This window comes from Mesorhizobium sp. WSM4806 (assembly GCF_055811635.1).
Genome location: NZ_JBVVQZ010000040.1, coordinates 1 through 17,724, shown reverse-complemented (window position 1 = coordinate 17,724; position 17,724 = coordinate 1). Strand labels below are relative to the sequence as shown.

Sequence of the window (17,724 nt, the reverse complement as noted above, 5' to 3'; positions counted from 1 at the left end):
ACGCTCCAGGATACTTTGCTGATGGCCGGCTGCGGTGTGATCGCATCTGCCGGAATGACATTGCTTTCCCAGGCTTACCGCCTCGCCCCAGCAGGCAACGTTGCCGTCTTCGAGTACACCGCCATCGTCTGGGTTCCACTTTGGGGGCTGCTGTGTTTCGACGAGGTGCCGAAGATAACCACCGTTCTCGGCGCAGTTTTGATCTGCGGAGCGGGGCTGTTCGCCCTAAGATCTGAGAGGTGAAGCGCTGTGCTGCGTCGTAGATAATTGTTAATGTCGCTTTTAGCCTGGCCGCTGTTGTGCTCTCAAAAGGCAGTTGCAGATGGCCAACAGGTACGAAAATCAAACGCCTCTACTATCTTATCGATCACTGCATGGCGACCAGAAGCAGGCCGACCATCATCTCGACGGCCCAGGTCGCCCGTGCGTTGAGGCAACGTAATGAGTCCGAAATTTGCTACAATTTTCGGACACTGCGTGGGCGCCCAAACTCCAAAAAATGGAACTCGCATTTTCGCATTGAAGGCGATTATATATTTGACAAACCCAACGGGGTGAGCGATAACGATTCCAAGGAGTTATCGCCATGTCCGTTTTGTCCCGCCCCTACTTCCACGACGAAGCCGCCGCATTCGAGCATGTCGAGGCGATGCTTTGGCCGCAGGGTCCGGTCTGCCATCACTGCGGATCAATGGATAAGCACTACAAGCTGGCTGGCGTTCGCTCCAAGCCTTCGAAGAAGAACCCGCACGGCGTTGAGCGCCATGGCCTTTACAAATGCTCTGCCTGCCGTGCCCAGTTCACGGTTCGCATGGGTACGATCTTTGAGGAAAGCCATCTGCCCTTGCACAAGTGGTTGCAGGCCATCCACCTTATGTGCTCGTCAAAGAAGGGCATTTCCTCGCACCAGCTACACCGCGTTCTGGAATGCACCTACAAGACAGCCTGGTTCCTGTCGCACCGCATTCGTGAGGCCATGCGCTCTGACGACTTCACGCCCATGGGCGGCAACGGCAAGTTCGTTGAAGTCGACGAAACCTACATCGGCCGTCTGGCTGGCGTTCCGAAGCAGAGGACCGGCGCGGCTCACAAGAACACCGTGCTTACGCTTGTGGAGCGTGGCGGCATTGCCCGCTCATTCCATATCGACAGCGCTTCGGTTGCCCGCGTCCTGCCGATCGTCAACGCCAACATCCACAAGGAAAGCGTCTTCATGTCCGATGAGGCGCGCGTTTATGACAACATCGGCCCCGAGTTCGCCGCCCATGGCAAGATCAATCACGGTCGCGACGAATACGTTCGCGGCATCGTCCACACCAACACCGTGGAAGGCTATTATTCGATCTTCAAGCGCGGCATGAAGGGCGTTTATCAGCATTGCGCCGAACACCATCTGCATCGCTATCTGGCGGAATTCGACTTCCGCTATTCGAACCGTTCGGCCATGGGCATTGAGGACAACGTTCGCTCGCTCATCGCCTTGAAGGGCTTCAAAGGTCGCCGCCTGACTTATGGGGGGCCTCGTCAACGCGAGGCATGAGCACTACCGAAAGCCGGTCCAATTGAAGCTTCCGCTATGGAAATATGAGGACGACAAACGCTACAAGCGCAAAAAGTTTCGGTAACGAAACGAGCGGCGGGCCATATATGCATTTATTTTGTGATGTCAAGCCTAATGGTCTTGTATTGGTCCTAAAACGCTATATCTTGATTGGCGAGCTCTGCTTCGGTCGAAGCCTTGCGTTCATACGTAGGGTACTCATGTAGGCCTTAGTGGGGCTTCTTTTTCTTACCTCTTTTCAGATCCTGGATGCTGTTGTTCGGCTTGAACAACCAGTGCCTATATGGGTGTGACCATCTCTCCTCGACGCCATTCGCGCATGCGGTGCTAGTGCCAACATTGAAGTTTGGATACAGCGACCAAATCTCATCCTTGATCGCCTTGTAGACGGCCTCTTTCGCTACCGCTCGCTTCGACCGGCGAGCGCGGGGTTTCGGCGGTCGAGTGTGCTTTTCATTCAAGCGCGACTGCATCGCGCCTAGAACAATGTCTAGGCCTTGCAGGACTGGGTGCGCCTTCGAGTTGATGGAGGCGATATCATCTTTCTTGATCGTCACCTGTGCCTGTCTCCAAATTGGGAAAGCAGACAAAGAGGACATGTAGTCCTTGAATAGTTCGAACTTGGAACTGGTTTGTGGAACGTCGTCAAGCAGGAGAGAAACTTGCGTGCCTAGATGGTTCCCATTGCAATACCGAAGACCGAATGAATGTTTTACGAACTGATAGTACAAGAGGAAATAGTCGTTTCCGATATGCTCATCGGTTAAGCCGCGAGCTTGATTAATGTTCTGCGTGAACATAATCCTTAGCTTAATTCTGCCATCTTTGACAAACTCAAAATAGTATTTTATAAACTCTATATATTTGTCCTTATAGGACGCGCTAACTCTGTCCCACTTCATCTCGGAGTGGATATTTAATTCCTCTTTCTTTGCATTCAACAAGGAAGTTAGAGTGGTTTGGTCGCGCGAGTTTATCAACGCGCCGCCATAAAAATGTGAATAGAATTCACCCTTATCGTCAGATTCGTCGCAGTATATAATTAGCGATTGCCGCATCACGCCCGCCCCAGCGAAAGGAGCGTCAGAATGCCCGAACGAAACGAGAAGCCGCAAGTTGAAAAGTTCAAAGAGGCTGCCCGCGAACTGGAAACTGACCAGTCAGAGGAAGCCTTTGACCGCGTGTTGAAGAAGGTGGCGAAGCCACCCCCACCAAAGGACGCCAAGCCGAAGAAGACCAGTAATTCACGCTAAGGGGCCGTGCACTAGGCGGTTTCTTTGCGCTTTCGTGGAGTATACGCCTTAGTGATCTTGGCGTCTCGAATGCTCTCTCCTACCCGCCTTCCCACAATGTGCACGATAACGGGGGTATGGTTCCATTCGGCGTTCTGAATGGCCTTCTGGTACTTTGATCCAACCAACGGGTCTTCAAGTTCCGCAACTAAGTTCCAGTCACCGCTGATCGATTCTAGATGGACTCGATAGCTATTAATGTTGTCGGTCTCCAACGCGGTCACCAAAAACGTGTCCTGTAGAACCATCTTCTCGGATTTTGCTCTGCGGCTTGTGGTGATGGCCGAAATGACCTCAGCATCAAATGTCAGGCCCTGATAGACTACCTCCGTAGCATCACCGCTAGAACGCAAAATTTCATCCACCGCATGATCGCTAAACTGAGAAATATCCGACGCCGCAGCAGACTGCCGAGTGGCCTTCTTTATAGTTGCTGCTTGTGCCTGCTTGTCACGTAGCATGCGCTCGATAAAATCGTACAGGTCCTTCTTCCCCTGCTGATCGAACTCGCGCCCCTTCTGTTCGGCCTCAATCTTCTTCATCGTCTCAACATGGCTGAGGTAGATATACCCGCCCGCCGCGCCGAAGAACAAAAGTAGGAATGCGAGAACAGCGATCAACGATTGTTTGCTATTGAGCTTTTCCACGGCTTTCCCCAATGCGCCAAGAGATTCGGCGGCCTTAGCCATTAAGTCAGAACTGCCCTCTGTAACGGAGAAGACTAGTTCCAACTGCCTTTTCTCGTCGTCCGTAAGCCTCGTGATGCGGCCGTCGTTTTTTAGAAGGCGCGCGACAGATCGGTAGAGATCATTTTGAAATTCCACCAAACCACGCATTATCGAGGCGGTCACGGTTTGATGGAACGGCTCGCCCCTGAAGGCTACGTGGACCTTTGTCCACTGAAGGTCACTCAAATCAAGGGATATTTGGTTAGCGCGCAACTCTCCTGACAGCAGCCGTGTCAGCGTATCCCAAGCGGCCTGTTCGCTATCAATACGAACAACCTGCACTCCATCAGACACCAAAGCATTTCCCCCAGCCTTCCCGTCAACGGTTTGCACCTGCTACTGGTTTTCGTCAAGCTTTGGTTTGTCAGATATATAATCGCCCATTGAAGGATATGGCCCGAGCATCGAATGCCTCCTTCCGCAGGGGCACGACATCATCCCGGTTGACTCTTAGGATGAGTGTATCGGCGCCACCTTCTGCCATTTCCGAGCTTCGAGAACGCATCGCGCGCCTCGAAGGCGGAAATGCGCGCATCCGCACGGTTTTGCCGTCCGGCTGCCGGACCGAGTTCGCCGCCGACATGGCGCTCCAGGCCCACGCGCTGCGTATGGCCGCCGAGGGCGCCGTCAATGCCTACGAACAGGTCGTCGGCGAGGTCTGGAAGCCCTTCGAACGGCCGGTGGAGAACCCCGGGCAGAGCGTCGATCGCAAGGCGGCAGAACTCCCGATGGCGGCGCTCCGATGAGCCGCTGACTGCGGCGGGGCTCCGGCCCCGCCTGTCTTTACCTCAGCGATTCGGGGCCCTACCGGGGCCGGCTCCATTATGGCGCTATTTCGCCCGTCAATGCGGGCTCAATGGAAACTTCTCGACATCGTCATTCCATGGATCGAACACGACCGCACCTGACGGCCTGGTGTCCTTGACGTTCCGCGTCACCAGATAGAGATCGTGCTCGATCGCCGTCGACGCGAGCAGCGTGTCGATCACCGGCGGCGCATGGCCACTGGCGCGCTTGCCTGCCCCGGAAATCCGGCCCCAGCGCCGAACGACCTCGTCCTCAAGCGACAGCACGCGATGACCGAACCGCTCCGCCAGCGCATCGCGCGCCGCCATGTAGCGCGGTCGATCCGGATGATCGTCGGGCAGGTGGTGAATGCCCTTGTCGTATTCGGCCAGCGTCAGCACGCTGATATGGAAACTCGTCTCGTCCTGCCCCTCGGCCCAACGCTTCACCGACGGCGCACCCTGCGGATTGATCAGAGCGGCCACGACATTGGTGTCGAGCAGCCATCCCCTCACAGTTCCACGTCCCGGCCGCGATCCATCTCGCGTTCGAGGTTGAGGCCGTCGAGATGCAGGCTCTCCATGAACTGCAAAAAGGGCAGACGGGGTTTCTCCGGCACGAGACGATCGAACTCCTCGACGCTCATCACCACGACTGCGTCATGGCCGCGAACGCTCACACGCTGCGGCCCCTCTTCGCGTGCATGGCGCACCACCTCGCTGAATCGCGCCTTCGCGTCCTCAAGCTTCCACCGTCCTGTCGCCGGACGGGTTGCCGTCCGCGCCTTCTTCGTCACTTGTGTATGCTTGCCCATCGTCTCACACCTAGTCAGCTAGTCAGACATATAGCACTCGCCCGGCGATGACGCCAGCATCGGCGACAAGACACCGTGGCATCGGGCCCCTGCGCCAGCGCTCCAATCCCGCTCTCTCGTGATGGCTTTCCTGGTGCGGCGGCGGATCTTCCACGTTCAACCCGCAAGGGGTCCGCTAGTAAGCTGCGGCCGCTCGGCTCACGCCTTCGCGGTGATCGCGACCGCCGCCGCACACTGACGGAGCCATCGAGCGGGAATTGGCCCGCTTCCCAAAATGGAGCCCTCAGATGTCCCACGATCTCACCCTCGCCCAGAAAGCCGCCTGGTCCCTCGCCCGCACCCTCATCGCCCCGGTCGTCCTCTTCCAGGTCGACGACGAATTCGGCGTCCTGCCGGCCGACGAGCTCAACGGCGCCGACGTCGAGATCCTCTTCGAGTACAATCCATATTGCGGCGGCCGGTCGGTTCACTAACCGACCTTCTCCCGACTGCCCTCAGGCAGCGCCCCCGGCGCCGTCTTTTTCCTTTCTGGCGCCCGCTCGCCGCCCCGTCCTGCCCGTGGTCCTGGCGGAGCCAGGCGGTCGGCGCAACGGCGTTGCCGTCCTCCGCTCCCGCTGCGGCCATGACCACCCCATCGTGCAAGCACGACGGGAACCCCGGTCGGGTGCGCAGCCCGGCTTCCTGCTCCGCCGCGGCGGACACCGTGACGGGCCGCGATCGGCGCGGCCTCCAGAACCGGAGGTTCATAAAATGAGCAGGAAAGAAGGAAAAGGACCGCGCATCGACATCTACGCGCGGATCACCGACCGCATCGTCGCGGAGCTCGCGAAGGGTGTCCGGCCCTGGATGCAGCCATGGCATTCTGCCAATGCCATCGGCCGCGTTACGCGGCCGTTACGGCATAACGGTCTGCCCTATAGCGGTATGAACGTGCTGCTGCTGTGGTCCGAGGCCACCGCGCGCGGCTTTGCCAGTCCGATGTGGATGACGTTCAAGCAGGCGCTCGAGCTCGGCGGCGCCGTCCGCAAGGGCGAGACCGGCTCGATGGTCGTTTTCGCCAGCCGCTTCACCAAGACCGAAACGGATTCCGCCGGTGAGGAATTCGATCGGGAGATCCCGTTCCTCAAAGCCTACTCGGTCTTCAACGTAGCGCAGATCGACGGCCTGCCGGACCATTATTACGGGCACAAGGCGGAACCTGTTCGCGATCCGATTGTGCGCATCGAACATGCCGATCGCTTCTTCGCCAATACCGGCGCGATGATCCGGCATGGCGGCGATCGCGCCTACTTCTCGCCGGCAACCGACCACATCCAGATGCCGCCGTTCCAGACGTTCCGCGACGCCGCGGCATATGTGGCGACCCTCAGTCATGAAGCCACGCATTGGACTTCGGCCCCGCATCGGGTGAACCGCGACCTCAGCCGCTACGCCAAGGATCGCAGCGAGCGGGCACGCGAAGAACTGATCGCCGAGCTCGGGAGCTGCTTTCTCTGCGCCGATCTCGGCATTGCGCCGGAGCTCGAGCCCCGGGCCGATCATGCGAGCTATCTCGACTCCTGGCTCAAGGTGCTCGCCGACGACAAGCGGGCGATCTTCTCGGCCGCTGCCCATGCGCAGCGTGCCGTCGCCTTCCTGCACGGCCTTCAGCCGGGGGCCTCGGAAGAACGCGAGGCCGCCTGATGTTCCACGCATCCATCATCGGCGGGGAAGGTGACGCACCTTCCCCGATCCGCCTGCGCGCCCTCTCGCTCGGGCGGGCGTGCAGCCGCCACGAAGCCATCGAGCTGTCGCGACTATGCGCAGCCCGGCCCGATCTGTGCCGCGTAATGTGCGCATGTGGCGCGCCTTCGTCTTCCCGACGCTGTGCCAGGAATGCGGTTTCGTCTGGGCGGTCAGCTATCAGGATGCTGCGATCCATGCCGGCAACCTCTATCGCTCCGACGGCTGGGTGCAGCCCGCCACATCGCAGCGGCATCGATCCGCGCTCAGGCAGGAAAGGTCGCCGTAAGGTGGTCTGGGGCTGGCGCGACGAGGCCAGCGAGCGACAGCGGGGTCGTGCGATCGGGCTGGTGGCCAGTTCCGACCTCGGCGCCGTCCACCGCCATGATGTCCGTGACTTCGCGCACGGTGCACTCATCAGCCCACGAAGGCAGGGCCACATCCCCTCGCAGGGACGTTGCCGAGCCCAATGTCGCGGAGCATGTGACGCTGCTCGGCGGCGCCGGCACCCAAGGCCTCATCTTGATGTCAGCCCGCCGGGGGGGCAGGGGTCACCGGGTTTCAGCGATCGGCCGCGTCTCGCGGGTCAGGATTCCCCGGAACGGCGCGAATGCCGGCAGTGGAAACGGCTGTGCCAAATCCCGCCCATCTGAGCTGCCGGTGAACAATCCCTCCGGAACGAAATGAGCCCCTAAGTCCATTCGGTTTCCGCACGCAACCCCGCGCGGCGGCGGACCGAGTTGGCGCTTCGCGCCTGCCCGCACCACTCCTTGCCTTGGGGGCGAGCCGTCGCGTTCCGCTCCGGTTGCAGGCGTCTCCCGCTGTCCTTGGCCGGGTCTCGTTCGGAGGGACGGTCCCCCGGACGAACAAGATGGAGACAGGAAATGACCAACATCGTTTTTCTCGCCGGCAACATCGGCAACGACCCCGAAATGGTGAACACCCGCGGCGGCACCAAGATCACCGACTTCCGGCTGGCGACCTCCCGCCCGAAGCGGGCCGACGGCAAGGTGGTCAAGGGCGAAAACGGCTACGCCGAGCAGGACACCGAATGGCACCGCATCAAGTGCTTCAACGGCCTCGCCGAGACGGTGCAGAAGCACTGCGTCAAGGGCATGAAGGTCGCGGTGCGCGGACGCATCCACTACACAAGGTGGACGGACGACGACGAAATCGAGCGCTTCAGCTCCGAGATCATCGCCGACGCCATCGACTTCCTCGCCTGGCCCAAGGGCGACAGCGGCGGTAACCAGACCGAGGATACGGACGACATCCCGTTCTGAGCCCGGATCGGATGGCCCCGCCGCGCGGCGGGGCCATCCCTCATGTAGAAAGGAGCACCGAGGATGTGCAAAGTTCTCAACGCCCGCATCGTCGGGAAAGCGCTCGCTCCCGGGCGCGTCTATATCGGGCGGCCGAGCAAATGGGGAAATCCCTTCGTCATCGGCCGCGATGGTTCACGCGAGGAGGTCATCAAGAAATATCGCGCGTGGCTCGCGTCGCAACCCGAGTTGCTCGACGCGCTCGACGAACTCCGCGGCCGCGATCTGGTCTGCTGGTGCGCGCCGCAGGGGTGCCACGGCGACGTGCTGATAGAGCTCGCGAACCAGGCCTGACCTCTTCGGTCCCGTCACGCCGACGGGGCCGTTTCTGCATGCCGAGCGCCAAACTTGGGTCGATAGCCGCGGCGCCGCTTGGCGCGCAACAGTTCCAGGAAAAGGCCCACGGCCTCGCCCTCGTCATCGAAGGAGTGCTGGACCATGCGACCGGTCGTTCCGATCCGACCCCATCGGCGCACGAGGCAGGTCTGCCCGAACAACGTCCCTTCGATCGACAGCGCATAGAACCGGGCCATGTTCCGACTCGCGTCCATGCGTTCGATATAGAGGCGATAGCGTTGCGCAACCATACCAACAGGATCGCGCAGACGGAGTCCGCCGTCCAATGACAGCTTTGAATCGGTGGACCCGGGTCGATTCATTCTCGTGATGGGTCGTTGGACCGGCACACGCCCCGAGGCGCCGAGGTTGACAAGATCAGCTTCCTACCAACGATGCAGTTCGCGAACCGCAGCCTTCAATTTCTCGACGATCTCGGCCCACCGGAAACGAGCCGCCAGAGCGGTCAGCCGTTCAACGCATCCTTCACCGCCTTCGCCGGCGCGAAGGTGAGCTTTCTCGAGGCGGCGATTTTGATCGTGGCGCCGGTCGACGGGTTGCGCCCCTCACGCGCCGGCGTGTCCTTGACCTTGAACTTGCCGAAGCCCGGTATGCTGGTTTCCGCCCCCGATCGGGCGGCGTCCGAGATTTCCTTAAACACGCTTTCCACGATAGCCTTGTAGCCGCGGATACCAATTCCAGGATCTTCCATGCACTGACAAGAGGCGGATGCACACCAGAAGCTTCCGAAATCTCCAAGGTCGCCAGCCCTGCGCTGATCTCCTGGGGTTGGCGAACTATCGCGAACGACGCGTAAAGCGCGAAAACCGGACGACGCTCCTGCCGGGTCCGGGGCCGCCCGCAACGGCTTTGCTGTCCTCCACTGTCGTTCCGGCCCTTCCGGGTGCCCGCGACCCTCATCGCCCCGGCTGACGGGCCGCCGTGCACGTCCGGCATGGCGGCGAAAAGGCCTATTTCATTCCGCCTCTGGTTTTTGTGCAAATGCCTCCGTTCGAGAGCTTCCGGGACGAGCCGAGCTATTGTGCGACTTTAGGGCACGAACTGACCCACTGGGTCGGCTCAGAGAAACGGCTTGATCGCAACCTCTCCCGTTATCATAAGGATCCCTCCTTCAGGGCCCACGAAGAACTCGTTGGCCGATCTGGGCGGTTGCTTCCTCGGCATCGTTCCGGAGCTCGAGCCTAGGCACGACCACGCAAGCTATCTTGCGAACTGGCTCGAAATTCTCAGCAACGAGAACCGCTTCATCTTCGCCGCGGCAGCGCATGCCCAGCGGGCGGCTCAATCACCTGCATGAGCATCAGCGGAGGGCGACACAGGTCGCGGAGTAAACGAGGGCGAGCCTGCGGCCTCGGAGGAGCAACATGATTTGGCAGCAAGTGATTGCGCCTTATCTGGCTACGGCGACGGCGGTTTTTCTACTGCTCGGCAACAGAAACTCTTGAATTCGATCCAGCTTTCACCAACTTTTTTGCTGGGCGCGTCACCCGGCGGTACAGACGGCGGGACAGATACAGCCCTCCTTCGTGCACTTCGGAGGATCTGGCTTTGAGCGCGGGATTCTGTAAGAGATAGGTGTATTGTCAGGGATGCCTGAGATGCGCCGGGATTATCGCAACTGGGATACTGTGATGCTTTGGTCGGGTATCGGGTTCATACTGATCCTATGGTCCACGCCGATTATCAAGGCGCTAGCCGAGTGATTCAGAAAAGGGGGCTCCTAGGCCGCCCTCCTATGTCGAATTTGTATTGTCAGAAGCAGCCGCACTTCGACGATCCGCATCCCGCCCCAGATGGCACCGAAACTGCGAGCGCTTCCGCGCGTGACTCCACGTTCGCCGCGTAGACGGAATCGTTGATAAACTGCTCGCAATCTTTGCCTGCCATCTCGCATCCTCTTCCTTGCGCGTTAGCTTAACCAGGGCCGGGTGGTACTCGCCTTACTGTCGGTCTGTTGGCATCCGCATTCCGATCGGAGGGGCAATGGTGTGCCGAGCTTTATACTGTGTCCAAAGCTCGATCTGAAAACGAGCGCTGTGAAATTGCAGCAAAAGAGGTGAAGAGTGGGCCAGCGCCGAAAACAAACTCCCGGTCATAGAGTGTACCTGCTTGACAGCGAAGCCTTGAGGCAGCAGCGCGCGCTAAACAGGCTTCATTCGGTCACCATTCTCATCGGCCTTATGGCACTCGCCGCATGGACAGGGTACGTGATCAGCGGGTCGGACGGCATTGTTTTCGGCCTCATCCTATCCGGTATCACCCTCCTGGTCGGCTCCGCCTCCGGCGGCGCCCTGTTCCGGCAGGCATATGGGGCCATCGTCCTGGATCGGCACAGTGACCCTGAACTCGTCATGCTGATCGCAGAGCTCGCGCGCCGCGCCGGCCTCCCTCGCGCGCCGACTCTCCACCTGCTGCCTTCGCCCGTCCTGCAGGCCATGGCTGCTGGCGATCGGGAAGATCCCGCCATCGCCGTCACGAGCGGTCTGCTCCAGACGCTCCCGCCGCGGGAACTCGCTGCTGTTCTGGCGCACGAGATCGCCCATATCCGCCACGGCGACATCTTCATCATGCGGCTCGCGGCGACGGCTGGAGCCATGACGCAGGTGATGTCGAGCGCCGGCTTGTTCCTGCTCTTCGCGCTGCTGCCGGTGCTCTGGGCGACGGGCGAGTTTCTGTCGCCCTTCGGCATTCTGCTCCTGACCTTTTCGCCCACTGTCAGCGATCTTCTCCAGCTCTCGCTTTCAAGGCGGCGGGAGTTCCTGGCCGACGCAGGGGCCGTGGAGCTCACGGGCGATCCGCAGGCATTGGCCCTTGCTCTGCGACGGATCGAAGCCATACAGGGAGATGATTGGGAGCGTTTCGACTCGCGCGGGGCACGGTGGCTGCACTGGTTCCGGACGCATCCGAGCACAAGCGAGCGCATCGCGCGCCTGGCGGAACTCGTCTCGCCCGTTCGGCCTGATCTTCCGCTTGCGAACCGGACGGCCTATCTCGACTCGCTCGCCGGACGCGGCGATCGGTCCTGGCGGCAGAATCTCATGCGCCCGTTCGTGTAGGAGGGCAAAGCGTTGGCTCCCGCTAAACGACGCCTAGAGAGATCGAATCGCGAAGAGAAGACAGATCGTGCGTGGAACTTCGCTTAGGCGGGTGCTCGGCTCGGACGTGTTTGTATGCCGGACGACCAGCAGCGAGGGGGCCAGCATGGCCACCCCGCTACATCGCTTTTCATGGTCCGAAGAGTCCCATGCCGCGTCTTTGGTCGTGTCACTTAGCCTTATCCAGTTGCTGAGCGTGCTCGAAATGCCTCTGGACAATGGGAGCGGTCTTTTGCGCGTGTGCCTTCAACGCCGCGGCGTCTCCGCTTTCGGCATAGGAGCTCATCAGCGCAAGCGCTTCCCGATGAGCAGCCACCTGAGCGTCAATATAAGCTTCATCGAAAGCTTCGTTGTCAGCGGTCTTTAGTGCCTCGACCTTGCTGGCGTGCTTCTTTGTCATTTCAGCCGGGACGGTGACGCCGTCTATCTGCGCGGCAGCCATCAGGTATCTTGGATGCTTTCGTATGATCGTTGATCATCATCTGCGCGAACTCCTGGATGGCGGCTGTTTGCGACTTTTGCATCGCCAGCTCGCTTGAACGGATTTCCAACAAATCGGAGCTGGCCGCCATAGTCGCGAACTCCTGCGGCGATATCTTTGCCGTCTGAGCAAGTGCGATCGAGCCCATCAGTCCGACCGCAGCGGCCGCAATGGCCGTTCTCATGATGTTCATCTCGTCCTCCTTCATGTTTTCGCCAACGGACCCTCCAACCCGCTCGATTGACGATTGTTCCTGCGCAATCTGATGACGTTCCTGCCATCCCTCGGTGACAACGTGGTCAGCATGCTCGCTGTCATCAACCGGTGCCTTTCTGGCATTGCTAGACCAACGCGCTGTCAGTCGCTCCCCATCTGCCCGCCATGATCCGCCCTTGAGAGATGTCCATAGGCGTCAGCCGTACAACCTTCCCCAGGAGGCAATGTAGTCATGACCGGCCCTCCCCAGACGAGCCGGCGCAACGAAAGTCACTTGCCAGCGTTGCCGTTGATCGAAGCCGCAGGAGGACGAAATGGCCGATGACAAGACCAAGCGTGATTTCCGCGACCGTAACCTCGTAGCCGTCGACGAGGATTATGAGGTGGAACATTTCGCCCGCGAGAACGGCATCACGCCAGAGCAGGTCCGGGAGCTAATAAAAGCCACTGGGGATGACCGCGGCGCTTTGACAGCCGCTGCAAAGCAATTGAAAACCGTGCTGCAAGGAGGTCCGCTGACCGGCTGATAGAGACATCACCGTGGTTGACGTGGCTGTGGGTGGCACAAGGCGTCTGCAAGTTGAGGCGGGTACGAAACGGTCTGGAGATTGTTTCGCAATTGGGTCATCTGGGGAATTTGTCACTCACCACAGCCTCCCTACGGGACCTGACCTCACCGACGTTGATCTAGACCTGCTGCGCCGCTGGTTGATGTTGGTGTGGTAGGCTGCGGCAAAAATCGACAGGGCTCGCGTTGAGAGCGCTGGGGCAGGTCGTTTCGGATGCCTTCAATCTCAGACCGGGAGCTTGAGAACGTCGACGCTGACCGGGAGGTCGGCGAGGTCTCGTCGTGGACTTTGACCGAATCCGGCAAACTGATCTTCTTGCAGCCTTGGCCGCTAGGGGCCATTGCCGGTTGTGCTTTGACCGGTAATCGGTCTCGCGTTCAGCTCACGTGCCGAATGTGCCGAGCGAATGGAACGGATCACGCTTCGTAAAACCTCGAGTTTTGCGATGCCTGGTGTGTTTGACGGCCTGCAGATCAAGCGGCCTCGTCGAAATTCGAACCCGTCCAGCCTCAAAATGTTCTGCCGGACCGAGGCGGAGGGCTTTGTGCGAAAGGTGATCGCAATCGCTTCGGGTCCTAGGTCGACCTGGCTCAAGCCTAACTTCGCTGCATCTATTCGCAGTCGGCTAAACTCCAGCAGCGTGGCCGCTTCGCTCGGCATGGCTCCAAAGCGATCCTCCACCTCGTCGGCAAATGCGTTGACGTCTAAATGCGTGCTGATGCGGAACAACCGCGAATACAGGCTGAGGCGTATGGCTGGCTCCCGCACATAGCTTTCTGGGAATGACCCTCCGGCCTGCAAGTTGATGTCTGGAAGGTGCATGTCAGAGCCGGGCCCGCCTCGAGCAACCGATGAGGCACGCTCGAGCAGTCTATGATAGAGCCCGACGCCGATCAGCTTTACGTGGCCCGCCTGTTCTTCGCCGAGAAAATCGCCGGCGCCGCGTAGGTCGAGGTCCCTTTGGCTGATGGCCAGGCCAGAGCCAAGCCGGTCGAGAGCTACAAGAGCCGAAAGTCGGGACCTTGTGCCTTCAGCCAATTCCTTGCCGGGCTCGGTCAAGAGAAGTGCAATGCCTTGCACCCTTCCTCTGCCTACACGACCCCGAAGCTGATGGAGCTGTGCAAGTCCGAAACGGTCGGCCCGCCAAATGAGAATGGTGTTTGCCCGCGGTATATCAAGTCCGCTTTCGATGATGTCAGTGGCCAACAAAATGTCGCCTTCGCCTGCTCCGAACCGGACAACTATCTCGTCCAGTTCACGCCCTTTCATTTCGCCATGCGCGATCTTCACCGATAGCTGCGGAACCAGCCTGCCCAGTTGTTCAACGACATTCTCGATGTCATCTATGCGTGGTACGACAAAGAAGCTTTGTCCTCCGCGGCGGTATTCGCGCAATAGAGCAGCTTTGGCCGAACCGGCATCGAAAGGAGCCAAGATGGTGCGAACCGGACGCCGCTTGGCAGGTGGTGTGTTCAGGACGCTGACTTCCTGCACGCCCGCCATCGCCAATTGAAGCGTGCGGGGTATCGGCGTAGCGCTCATGGTCAGCGTGTGGAGGCATGGCGCCAAGCCTCGCAGTGATTGCTTCAGCTTGGCCCCGAACCGATGCTCTTCGTCGATTACGAGCAGCCCGAGATCGCTAAAGGCCACCCCTTTGGCCGCAACAGCATGGGTCCCGACGACGACCGCTATGTTGCCGCTTCTCAGACCGTCCTTCACTTTCCTTGTCTCTGTCGATCCGACCACCCTGGAAAGGTGAGCAACTTGGATGTTGAACCCTGCGAAACGCCGGCAGAACGTCTCGTAGTGCTGACGCGCGAGCACGGTGGTGGGCGCAACGATAGCAACCTGCTTGCCACAAAACGCGGCCGCAGCACACGCCCGAAGCGCCACCTCGGTCTTTCCAAAGCCGACGTCGCCGCAGACCAGCCGGTTCATCGTTTTGCCCGAGGACAGGTCATCCATCACGGCTCGGATTGCGGCGGCTTGGTCGGGGGTCGCGGGGTAAGGGAATCGCGCCGCGAAGCGAGCAAGGTCGGCACGCGGCGGCTTGATCAATTCGGCGGACTGGCTGGACCTGGCCTTCGCAATGGCGACCAGCCGCTTGGCGACCTTGTCGATCTCGCGGACTACAGACTGGCGCCGCTTCTTCCAGCCTTCACCATCTAGTCGGTCCAAGGCTATCGCATCTGGCTCGGATCCATAGCGCCATATACGGCCAAACTCCTCCACTGGCACCAGCAAGGAAGCGCCACCATGATATTCAAGCTTCACAACATCCTGTTGCAGACCAGCCACTTCAATTTGTTCGATCGCGGCAAGGACGCCCACGCCATGGTCTTCATGGACAACCAGATCGCCGAGCCGCAGTTCGGGTTCGGCTATGCCGCTGCCGGAGTCCGCGTTTGCAGTCGATGACGGGCCGAATATGTCCGCTGCCGCAACGACTGCAATTCGGGATGGCCCGTCGACAAAGCCATCCGTGAGATCGAATTCCGCCTTGAGAAGAGAGCCTCTTTCGACAGAGAGGATCTCCGGCCAATCGGCGACCGGGTCCATCTTACGACCGAACTTACGGTCGAGCAGCCGCTCTGCTCGGCGCAGTTCCGAAGCTTCGCCCGTGACCACCACACTAAACCCCGAGCTTGTGCGCGCCTGGGCGAACTCGGCGAATTCGTGCCCGGCTCGCGGCAGGTGGAAGAATTTGGGAATTCGACCAACCGGGATCCTAAGACGCAGGCACTGGCGATCCCGTAGCGAGTCGTCCCATTCCTCACGCGACAAATAAAATCGTTTCGCCGCGGGCCGCGCCACCGTGGAAACTTGCCGCCTGCCGCGCCACGCCTCCTCTATGAGGTCCAAGACGCGAGCGAGCGAAATTTCTTCCAATCCATCCAGGAAGCAGATGTTAGCTGTTGATGCGACATCGAAGAGCGCCGGCAAGTCGGAGTAGAGCGAGACCAGGCGTTCCTCCATCGGGATGGTGCGCATCGCTGCAGGGTCGAACTCGTTGCCGGATTCCAACATAAGCTCAGACGCCGGGCCAACTACGACTCTGTGCAGCGATCGCTCGCTTCGTTGAGTGATTTGGTCGTATGCCTTAAGTTCGGAGATGGTGCCGCCAGGACCCAGTACAACACGAATAGGGCGATCACGGTCAGCAGGAAAAACGTCGATAAGATCGCCGCGGATGGCTATCTCGCCTGGTTCATCGACCCGATCGTCGACAACATAGCCAGTTCTCTCAGCCAATACCCGAAGTGCCCTCGGGTCCACCTTTTGCCCAATCTGCAGGGTGGCGAAACCCTGGCCGATTACCGAGGGAGGCGGTACCCTCTGCACGGCAGATTCGACCGAAGTAACCGTGATGCGGGGTCTTTTCGTAGCGGCCGCAACAGCATGAACAACGCTGACCCGCCGTCCCATAGTGGCGCGAGTGGGCCACACCCTGTCGTATGGCAGGCAATCCCACGGCGGCAAATACAGGATGTCAGCTGCTGGGAGGAAGTGGCGCAATGCCTGGGTTATGTCAGCGGCACTGCGTTCGGAACTCGCGATATGGAGCATGTCCCCATTTCGAGTGGTTTCCAACGCGCTGACCAATGCCGCAGCTACCGCGGCAGCTGGCGGTTCGGCTTCTCCTCCTGTTGCAAGTTCGCACTGCTCAGCCTTTCCGGCATTGGAGGTCACTCTATCCACGTCTCACCTTCCGATTCTGGGACAAAACGGCCGCGACGCGCCCGGTGTTCCGTTGGGCGGCACAGTTGCCGACGCTCGGCTTTCAGCAACGTCGCAAAGCGGCAACCGTTGCCTTGCCCAGCGTGTGATCGGATCGTGCGCCATGAGAATAGAGTGCCGCACTGTCTAGCAATGCGTGCATTGCGAGGTTTCCTGAGCAAGTCGCGAATCCGGGGGGCTACGGCTTTGTGGGTTCTTTCTGGGACGAAACGGCAGCGGCTGGTCGATAGCGGCTTAGGCATCTGTGGTCGGCATTCCAATTGCCCGTTGCCAGACTTGGCCAAATGACTCGCTATCAGATGGACCCCAAGTTCTCAGGCTCAGCAGTCGTTCGACGGTTGCTGTCCAAAAGCTCATGCACCGTTGGCGTGCTAGACTCCAAGCATCCCGGCACAAAATCGGCAATCAAACGGGTTGGCGCTACCATTGGCGATATGCATCCGCATCGAGTCTTCGCGCCGATCCGGACGTGCTTGGCAACCCTCGCCCGCCATAGACCCCCAAGGAATTGCCCAGGGCTTCATCTATCGCTCGAACCCTGCGTCTCTCGGCAGCCACAGCGACAGCGGAAGCCCCAGATCAGCACGAGCCGACCAATCAGCCGCGGGACGACGATCTGCTTGCGCTGGACCGAGATCCTCGAGCTCGCTGCCCGCCGCCGGACGCAGGCCGGAGCGAGGAACGAAGAGTCGCCGATGGTGGCGTCGCCCGATACGTAGTCGAGATTGGGGCGGAAGCGGTCCCAGGCCTTGCCGACCGAGGTATCCCAGTCGAAGCTGTGGTCCTTCGTCATGGCGATGGCGGCCACTGTGGCCGAGATCGCCTTCGACACCGAGGAGACCTGGAAGATGGTGGTGCTGCTGACCTTAGAGGGTGTCATCCCGGTTGCTGCGAAGGCCATAGCCTTGGTCAAGGATCATCTGCCGCCATGCACCACCGCAACGGCGAAGCCGGGAAACGTAGATGCTTCCTTGACCTTCTTAACGATGTCCGGCAGGGCGGCCACCGCCTTCTCGACGCTCCGACACTGCCAACAGCCCCAC

At 60.0% G+C, this 17,724-nt stretch carries 19 protein-coding genes and 3 pseudogenes; 11 read left to right on the top strand and 11 right to left on the bottom strand.

The window, feature by feature from the left end; all coding sequences use genetic code 11:
• Together AC0L2M_RS33915 and AC0L2M_RS33910 are read left to right on the top strand one after the other, a co-directional pair.
• A partial coding sequence (locus AC0L2M_RS33915) for an EamA family transporter (protein ID WP_473537171.1) occupies positions 1-243 on the top strand: 243 nt, incomplete at its 5' end.
• 343 nt (positions 244-586) lie between these two features.
• Entirely contained in the window at positions 587-1,540 is a 954-nt protein-coding gene (locus AC0L2M_RS33910) for an IS1595 family transposase (RefSeq protein ID WP_473537170.1), read from the top strand.
• Between the two features lie 230 nt (positions 1,541-1,770).
• Here AC0L2M_RS33910 and AC0L2M_RS33905 read toward each other — a convergent pair whose 3' ends face one another.
• Positions 1,771-2,619: a DUF3800 domain-containing protein gene (locus tag AC0L2M_RS33905; protein WP_473537169.1), complete on the bottom strand. Its 849-nt coding sequence runs from the start codon at positions 2,617-2,619 to the stop codon at positions 1,771-1,773.
• Between the two features lie 30 nt (positions 2,620-2,649).
• Between AC0L2M_RS33905 and AC0L2M_RS33900 the strand changes: the two genes are divergently transcribed.
• Entirely contained in the window at positions 2,650-2,814 is a 165-nt protein-coding gene (locus AC0L2M_RS33900; protein WP_473537168.1) for a hypothetical protein, read from the top strand.
• Between the two features lie 11 nt (positions 2,815-2,825).
• On the opposite strand, the gene AC0L2M_RS33895 is transcribed toward AC0L2M_RS33900, so the two are convergent.
• Positions 2,826-3,875: a hypothetical protein gene (locus AC0L2M_RS33895; protein WP_473537167.1), complete on the bottom strand. Its 1,050-nt coding sequence runs from the start codon at positions 3,873-3,875 to the stop codon at positions 2,826-2,828.
• Positions 3,876-4,141: 266 nt separating this feature from the next.
• Here AC0L2M_RS33895 and AC0L2M_RS33890 point away from each other — a divergent pair.
• A pseudogene (locus AC0L2M_RS33890) lies at positions 4,142-4,327 on the top strand (hypothetical protein); the annotation flags it as partial.
• Between the two features lie 96 nt (positions 4,328-4,423).
• Here the strand turns inward: AC0L2M_RS33890 and AC0L2M_RS33885 are convergent.
• On the bottom strand, positions 4,424-4,882 hold the full coding sequence (locus AC0L2M_RS33885; RefSeq protein WP_473537165.1) for a PIN domain-containing protein: 459 nt from the start codon (positions 4,880-4,882) through the stop codon (positions 4,424-4,426).
• A complete protein-coding gene (locus AC0L2M_RS33880) occupies positions 4,879-5,181 on the bottom strand; it encodes a type II toxin-antitoxin system Phd/YefM family antitoxin (RefSeq protein ID WP_473537164.1) in 303 nt (100 codons plus the stop codon). The genes AC0L2M_RS33885 and AC0L2M_RS33880 overlap by 4 nt, the downstream gene beginning before the upstream one ends.
• A 287-nt stretch (positions 5,182-5,468) precedes the next feature.
• Here AC0L2M_RS33880 and AC0L2M_RS33875 point away from each other — a divergent pair, with 287 nt between their 5' ends.
• Positions 5,469-5,654, top strand: a complete 186-nt coding sequence (locus tag AC0L2M_RS33875; protein WP_473537163.1) for a hypothetical protein — start codon at positions 5,469-5,471, stop codon at positions 5,652-5,654.
• A 277-nt stretch (positions 5,655-5,931) separates the two neighbouring features.
• Complete coding sequence (locus AC0L2M_RS33870; protein WP_473537162.1) at positions 5,932-6,864, top strand: ArdC family protein; 933 nt, start codon at positions 5,932-5,934, stop codon at positions 6,862-6,864.
• 305 nt (positions 6,865-7,169) lie between these two features.
• Here the strand turns inward: AC0L2M_RS33870 and AC0L2M_RS33865 are convergent, their stop codons facing one another.
• The gene (locus AC0L2M_RS33865; RefSeq protein WP_473537160.1) at positions 7,170-7,310 is read right to left on the bottom strand and encodes a hypothetical protein; all 141 of its coding nucleotides are present in this window, start codon (positions 7,308-7,310) and stop codon (positions 7,170-7,172) included.
• 477 nt (positions 7,311-7,787) lie between these two features.
• Between AC0L2M_RS33865 and AC0L2M_RS33860 the strand changes: the two genes are divergently transcribed.
• Both AC0L2M_RS33860 and AC0L2M_RS33855 read left to right on the top strand, forming a co-directional pair.
• Positions 7,788-8,186, top strand: a complete 399-nt coding sequence (locus tag AC0L2M_RS33860) for a single-stranded DNA-binding protein (RefSeq protein WP_473537159.1) — start codon at positions 7,788-7,790, stop codon at positions 8,184-8,186.
• A gap of 63 nt (positions 8,187-8,249) precedes the next feature.
• Positions 8,250-8,519: a DUF4326 domain-containing protein gene (locus AC0L2M_RS33855; protein WP_473537158.1), complete on the top strand. Its 270-nt coding sequence runs from the start codon at positions 8,250-8,252 to the stop codon at positions 8,517-8,519.
• A 14-nt stretch (positions 8,520-8,533) separates the two neighbouring features.
• Here the strand turns inward: AC0L2M_RS33855 and AC0L2M_RS33850 are convergent, their stop codons facing one another.
• Both AC0L2M_RS33850 and AC0L2M_RS33845 read right to left on the bottom strand, forming a co-directional pair.
• Positions 8,534-8,848: a WGR domain-containing protein gene (locus AC0L2M_RS33850; RefSeq protein ID WP_436163607.1), complete on the bottom strand. Its 315-nt coding sequence runs from the start codon at positions 8,846-8,848 to the stop codon at positions 8,534-8,536.
• Positions 8,849-9,027: 179 nt separating this feature from the next.
• A pseudogene (locus AC0L2M_RS33845) lies at positions 9,028-9,240 on the bottom strand (HU family DNA-binding protein); the annotation flags it as partial.
• Positions 9,241-9,509: 269 nt separating this feature from the next.
• On the opposite strand from AC0L2M_RS33845, the pseudogene AC0L2M_RS33840 reads away from it, so the two are divergent.
• Together AC0L2M_RS33840 and AC0L2M_RS33835 are read left to right on the top strand one after the other, a co-directional pair.
• Positions 9,510-9,913: pseudogene (locus tag AC0L2M_RS33840) on the top strand (zincin-like metallopeptidase domain-containing protein); the annotation flags it as partial.
• 768 nt (positions 9,914-10,681) lie between these two features.
• On the top strand, positions 10,682-11,638 hold the full coding sequence (locus tag AC0L2M_RS33835) for a zinc metalloprotease HtpX (RefSeq protein ID WP_473537157.1): 957 nt from the start codon (positions 10,682-10,684) through the stop codon (positions 11,636-11,638).
• Positions 11,639-11,846: 208 nt separating this feature from the next.
• On the opposite strand, the gene AC0L2M_RS33830 is transcribed toward AC0L2M_RS33835, so the two are convergent.
• Both AC0L2M_RS33830 and AC0L2M_RS33825 read right to left on the bottom strand, forming a co-directional pair.
• Positions 11,847-12,119, bottom strand: coding sequence for a DUF4142 domain-containing protein (locus AC0L2M_RS33830; protein ID WP_473537155.1), 273 nt, complete (start codon positions 12,117-12,119; stop codon positions 11,847-11,849).
• Positions 12,079-12,366, bottom strand: a complete 288-nt coding sequence (locus tag AC0L2M_RS33825; RefSeq protein ID WP_473537154.1) for a DUF4142 domain-containing protein — start codon at positions 12,364-12,366, stop codon at positions 12,079-12,081. Before AC0L2M_RS33825 ends, AC0L2M_RS33830 begins: the two co-directional genes overlap by 41 nt.
• Positions 12,367-12,688: 322 nt before the next feature.
• Between AC0L2M_RS33825 and AC0L2M_RS33820 the strand changes: the two genes are divergently transcribed.
• Positions 12,689-12,901 carry a DUF3606 domain-containing protein gene (locus AC0L2M_RS33820; protein WP_473537153.1) on the top strand — a complete coding sequence of 71 codons (213 nt, stop codon included), beginning with the start codon at positions 12,689-12,691 and terminating at the stop codon, positions 12,899-12,901.
• Between the two features lie 372 nt (positions 12,902-13,273).
• Here the strand turns inward: AC0L2M_RS33820 and AC0L2M_RS33815 are convergent, their stop codons facing one another.
• A complete protein-coding gene (locus AC0L2M_RS33815) occupies positions 13,274-16,369 on the bottom strand; it encodes a DEAD/DEAH box helicase (protein WP_473537173.1) in 3,096 nt (1,031 codons plus the stop codon).
• Between the two features lie 832 nt (positions 16,370-17,201).
• Entirely contained in the window at positions 17,202-17,561 is a 360-nt protein-coding gene (locus AC0L2M_RS33810) for a hypothetical protein (RefSeq protein ID WP_473537151.1), read from the bottom strand.
• Positions 17,562-17,724 lie beyond the last annotated feature (163 nt).